This window comes from Geminocystis sp. CENA526 (assembly GCF_050753365.1).
Taxonomy (GTDB): Bacteria; Cyanobacteriota; Cyanobacteriia; order Cyanobacteriales; family Cyanobacteriaceae; genus Geminocystis.
The window spans coordinates 1-5805 of sequence record NZ_JBLZFY010000167.1 but is presented as its reverse complement, the minus strand read 5'-3'; the positions used below and the strand labels follow the sequence as shown (position 1 = coordinate 5805).

The 5805-nt window shown below is 35.7% G+C and carries 2 protein-coding genes and 1 pseudogene; 1 reads left to right on the top strand and 2 read right to left on the bottom strand.

Annotated elements, in window-relative coordinates:
* Positions 1-1570: SF1B family DNA helicase RecD2 (recD2, locus tag ACN4EE_RS21770; protein ID WP_431708611.1), on the top strand; the 1570-nt coding region annotated here is incomplete at its 5' end.
* A 143-nt stretch (positions 1571-1713) separates the two neighbouring features.
* On the opposite strand, the gene ACN4EE_RS21765 is transcribed toward recD2, so the two are convergent.
* Both ACN4EE_RS21765 and ACN4EE_RS21760 read right to left on the bottom strand, forming a co-directional pair.
* Positions 1714-5142 carry an ATP-binding protein gene (locus ACN4EE_RS21765; RefSeq protein ID WP_431708610.1) on the bottom strand — a complete coding sequence of 1143 codons (3429 nt, stop codon included), beginning with the start codon at positions 5140-5142 and terminating at the stop codon, positions 1714-1716.
* 231 nt (positions 5143-5373) lie between these two features.
* Positions 5374-5805, bottom strand: a pseudogene (locus tag ACN4EE_RS21760) (ATP-dependent nuclease); the annotation flags it as partial.

The window sequence follows — 5805 nt, the reverse complement described above, 5'->3', positions numbered from 1 at the left end:
AGATACAGGTAATGATAATGAAAATATAATCTTTGAAAATAGTACTAATAATAGAGAAAATACCATCTTTAATACTCAAAATACAGCTAGTGATAAAAATATAACTCTTAATGATCCACAGATGGCGGTGTCATTGTGTTATAAACCTGCTTTTTATTATAGTGAGCAACATTTAGCTAAATTATTTAATGATAAAATCTCCTCCTGTGCACCCATTCCTCAACCATGGTTAACTAAGTGGTTAAATCAATTTACCGCCCAAAATAACATCGAATTATCCCCTCAACAATATAAAGCTGTATTGATGGCAGGAACTAATCGGGTGATGATTTTAACAGGTGGACCTGGATGTGGTAAAACTTTTTCTACTAAAATGATAGTGGCATTATGGCAGTCGTTAGGATTAACCATCACTTTAGCAGCCCCCACTGGTAGAGCGGCTAAAAGGTTACAAGAGATGACGGGAGTAGAAGCAAAAACTATTCATCGTCTTTTAGAATTTAGTCGCGCAACCAATGGATTTAAACGTAATGAAAAGAATCCTTTACCTTATCAGGCGATCGTTATTGATGAGGCTTCCATGTTAGATTTATTCTTAGCGCATTCATTGCTAAAAGCCATACCAAAAGATGCTTATTTATTATTGGTGGGAGATGTAGATCAATTACCAAGTGTTGGACCTGGTAATGTGTTAAAAGATTTAATCGATTCTCAACAAATCCCCGTGATGCGATTAACCCAGATATTTCGACAAGCACAAAATAGTGGCATTATTCAGTCTGCCCATGCCATCAATAAAGGGCAATATCCCCCTTTAGAACCAATATCACATCGTCCTCAAAGCGATTGTTTATGGCACAATGGCGGTACTGAACCTGAACATGGTTTACAATTAATCACCGAATTAGTTACAGATTTTCTACCTCCTTTGGGTTTTGATGTTGCTAATGATTTACAGGTGTTATGCCCCATGACGAGAGGTTTATTAGGCACAAGAAACCTTAATCAAGTTTTACAAGCTATCATTAATCCCCCTGAAAATGGTAAAACTGAGTTGAAAAGAGGGGATGGTATTTTTCGGGAGGGAGATAGAATTATTCAACTAAAAAATGATTATGATAAGGAAGTTTTTAACGGCGATTTAGGCATAATTAAAAAGATAAATACGGTTGATCTAGAAATGATTATTGGGTTTGACGATCGAGATGTTGTCTATGACTATGGAGATTTAAACGAGATTAGTTTGGCTTATGCCGTGACAATTCATAAGTCTCAGGGTTCAGAATATCCTGTGGTCATTTTACCTATATATATGCAACATTATATGATGTTATCAAGAAATTTATTTTACACGGGATTAACAAGGGCAAAGCAAATGGCGATTATTATTGGACAGGAAAAGCCCATTGCTATTGCGGTAAAACAAGTTAAAGATTTGTTGCGATATACTAAATTAAAAGAAAGATTAGTCACTTTTTCATCCATGGGAAAATATCCTCTTTTTTCTGGAAATAAGCAATTAAATTATAAAGTTGCAGAAAATAAATCCAGTTGGGATGATAAATATTAAAATTATTGACAGTTAGTCGATCGTTGCCTTAAAACCACTTTTATCAATAGTTTTTGACAATGCACCTTTGTAAATGAGTAGTTAAATTGGCTATAACATTTGAGGTATATAGGTTTTTGTTTTTGTCAAAGGGGGAAGTTTGATTATTTGATATTAATTGATGTTTTAATATCCATTTCATCTAAAGGTTCTTCTACCGCATTTCTTAACTTATTGAGATCAAATTCTGTGTCTGTAGTAGCAGTAACTTTGATATTTACGATCATGTCTTTAGATTCATCGGAAAGATTTTGTAAAATATCTATAATTTCAAATAGCTGTCCTTTATCCGCAGATATTTCCATAGAATAAATTTTCGCTGATTGTTTTCCTTGTTTAATGTCGGTAACGATCGATTTCTCTATACTGCTATTACTTGGTTTTTCTACGATAACCCTATCTGTCGATGTGGTTTCTGGATATTTGTTTATATTTGGTTCTTTAATAGTTGTGTTAGTTGTGCTGACTGTGGTATAGGTTTCATCGGGAAAAGTTTGATTATCTATTTTACTTTGGGCTTTTTCTTGTAATTTTTCCACTAATTCTGATGTCAGTAGGTAGCCGTTTGAGTCCAATTCATCTAAGGGAATTGAGGTTTGATAGCTAATTAAGCTAATATCTTCGACTATCGGTAGTTGAATAGGAGTCTGGAGTTGGTAATTACGAATCGGGGTATTAGGAGTAGGAGTCGGGTTGTTGGGAGTTGGAATGTTAGGAGTTGGAATGTTAGGAGTCGGGCTGTTAAGAGTTGGAGTGTTATTGACAGTTTGCCAACCGTTAATACCTATACTGGGAATGTAGCCAAATTTTCCTTGTTGGATAGCAGAGGCGATCGATCTCAATATAGGTTCACTACTAATTAATTTAGGATAACTAGGAAAACGGAAAAAGTAACTGACTAAATCATTGATTTGGATATAAGGTTTTTCTGGGGTTAACTTGGCTAATTGAATTAGTTTATTGACTGTTAAACTCTCAAAGACATGATTTTTTAAGGCTTCTAAAACTTTCTCTTGGAGTTTATCAGAAACGTTTATTTGTGATTGTAAGTCGATGTTTTCTAATCGAATGGGATTATAGGGATTAGGAGTTGGGGGTTGGGAATTGGTGTTTTCGGGGTTAGGAGTTAGGAGTTGGGAGTTAGGAGGAGTGTTAGTTTGTAAGTCTAAATTTGCTCTATTTTTTTGTTGATTCCCAATTCCTACATTTTCCTTAATTCCTAAATCCAAATTCCCAATTCCCGTATTGGGTACACCGATAAAAACTTCTTGATACAGTTTTCTCAAGGAAGCATTTAAGTCAGCAAGGCAGGTTTTCTCTTTTCCCTTCAATTCTTCAATATCTTCCGCACTAAATTTATATTTCTGTTTTTGTTCAAGGAGGGAAGCGATCGCTAACTTAGTTCGAGAAGCGGTTCGGGCTTTATCCATTTGTAATGAAGAAGGTACAACAAAAGCAAGGGCGTTTTTATATTCCCGTTTATCATTACCCCGATATTCTAACCAGTGCATAATGTCAGATGCCATCGCCTCTGGACTTTTTTCTGCCCATGATGGTTCTAAATAGACAACTTGAAACAGAGGTAAACGATCTTGAATGCGACTAGAATCCGTTGCCCAAATTACTACTTTACCCTTGCCAGACTGAAGATTTTTTTCTAATTGAGAACGAATTTGGTTATTAACTTCCTCGCTGGTTTGCTTATTTACCTCATCTGCTACTAGCTTATTCAGATTCGCTTTGGTTTCAAAACGATAACGTTTACCTACATAGTGCAAGTACAATAGTTCTTCTCTTAAATCAGAAAGGGTGGCGGTGATAATATTACGATCGATCTCAGGGGTTAAACAACTTTGAGCTATTTCTTGTTCCATTACGCCCCTTTCTTCTCCTCCTTTAGCACCGAAAGAATAAAGCATAATCGCCGAAGCCATGCGACTACCGATGTTTAAGTTAGCAAGGGCTGGAGAATCACTACCAAAGCGTTTATTGACAATATTAACTTTGGCTTTCCTACCAATTAAATCCGCAGAGAAAACCGCATCATAAGCGTTTCTTTCCCCTACTTGGCTGAAGAATGATTGTTTTACTGCACTATCTTCCAAAGGCACATTACAGGGGCAAATAAGTAATGATGTGTCGTTATTCTTCCAGAGATAGTAAATAACAGTAGCCAGAAATTGTAAAGCTCCTCTAGTACGTTGATAGCTAGGCAAACTTCCCCAACGATTATACATTAAATCTAGTAAGTCAGGGTGAAAGGGATAGCTATATTCAATTCTTTCTATCAATAAACTAACATCTTGATCCACTTGTTGCTTTTCTCGGCTGGTTTCGGCATAAGTTTCTCGATATTTGCGGTAAAGTTCCCCTTGTTGTCTCGCTATTTCCTTAATAATATTAATATCACCAATGTCGGCAAAAAGACGTTTCTGTACTACTTGCATCACTTCATCACCAGAAACGGGTTCTTTCTTTGCATCCATGCGCGACACTAATTTATCGAGAATACCTAAAACGCCTTCACTGCCTACAGCTTCTTGTACACTGGCTTGAAGGGAGTAAACCATTACCGCATTAGGTAATTCTGTCACTACTTCCGTTAGTCTTTGGATGAAGGTTAAGACTTGTTTGCCAAAGGTGGAGTCTCCTACTATTAACCCCATAGCACTTTCTACATATACTAACACTTCATCCATGAGTATTAGTAGGGGTTGATTACCAAATAGTTTTCTTAAGACATCGTTACCAGGGGCTATTCTTTTTTGATCCTGTTCCGCTACAAGGGCATAACTTTTTTCTCCTCCTATCTGCCATGCCAAATATCCCCAAGGGGTTAATATTCGCAGGTTAGTATCTTTGGAGTTAGGTTTTTCCGAGTTAGGAGTTAGGCGTTGGGGGTTAGGGGAAGTGTTAGTTTGTGAGTCTGAATCCCTAAGAGAATCGGAGTTAGGAGTGGGGGGTTGGGAATTAGTGGCGATATTAGTTTGTGACTCTGAATTAAATTTATTTTTCCGCAAATTATCCTGAATCCCTAAATCCGAATCCATAAATCCTAAATCCCAATTCCCAATTCCCTCATTAGTTACTGGTATATCTTCAACTTTTGTTCCTGTGGTAGCATCCACATCTAAGCCTATGAAAGATAATACTTTAATGTTTTCAGGTTTCGGTAGCTGTTGAATTTCTGGGATGTGTTCTAATTGTTTTCTGTGTTGGGTGATATGGTAAAGACTAATTAGGGTATGGGTTTTACCACCGCCAAAGGGAGTGCGTAGTTGTAGGATTCGATCGCCCCCTTCTCCATTTAAGCCTTTTAAGACATCGTTGAGTAACTGTTTTAATTCTTTGGTGAGGTAGGTAGCCTCGAAAAAACTACGGGCATCTCGATAAACATAAGGGCAACTAGCATCATTTCTGATAACAGCACCTAATTGGGCGGCATAGGTAGCGTTATCGAGTTTTCCCTCTCTAATATCTGGGTGAGGGGTAACTACTTGTGTCCATGATTTTAGTTGATATGCTTTACTCATAATCGATGTCCTTTTTCTTTCTATTTATCATTGTATTTGATGAAGGGCATCTTCTCCGTTTTTTTTCTTTACAATGACGATCGTACTGTCATAGCGATCGATCGTGACGGTATCTCATAATATTAAAGTAAAAGAGATTGCTTTGTTACCTCGCAATGACTGATAAATAACCATGTTTTTCGTTGGGCGGTGCGTAATTTCTAATTTTATTTTTTATAAGAAAATAAAGCCTTAAATTTTAGTTAAAAAATCCCATTCATCAAACCACATAGATTTATCTACTAATTTAATTAAATCAATAAAGTTTTCCTCAATATCAAAATTTAGATTATAGGGAGATATGGCTGACATAATAATATTTTCAACTTCTTTTTTATTAGTCATTTTATAAAATTCTTTTTGATTTTTGACTTGGTTTAAGTACTTTCTATACTTAGTTTGTAATTGAATATCACTATCTGAAATGGTGTTATCTTTAGTACCAAATAACTCATTTTGTTGAAGTTTATTTCTAATATCTCGACAACGATAACAAACTTCTTCGATATGTTGATTATTATTAATAAATTGGTGTTCTAAAATAGAATCAAACTTTGTATAACTAGCTTGTAAATTATTAAGTAAATTTTCAGTTTTAATATTTAAAGAACTATCTTGAATTTT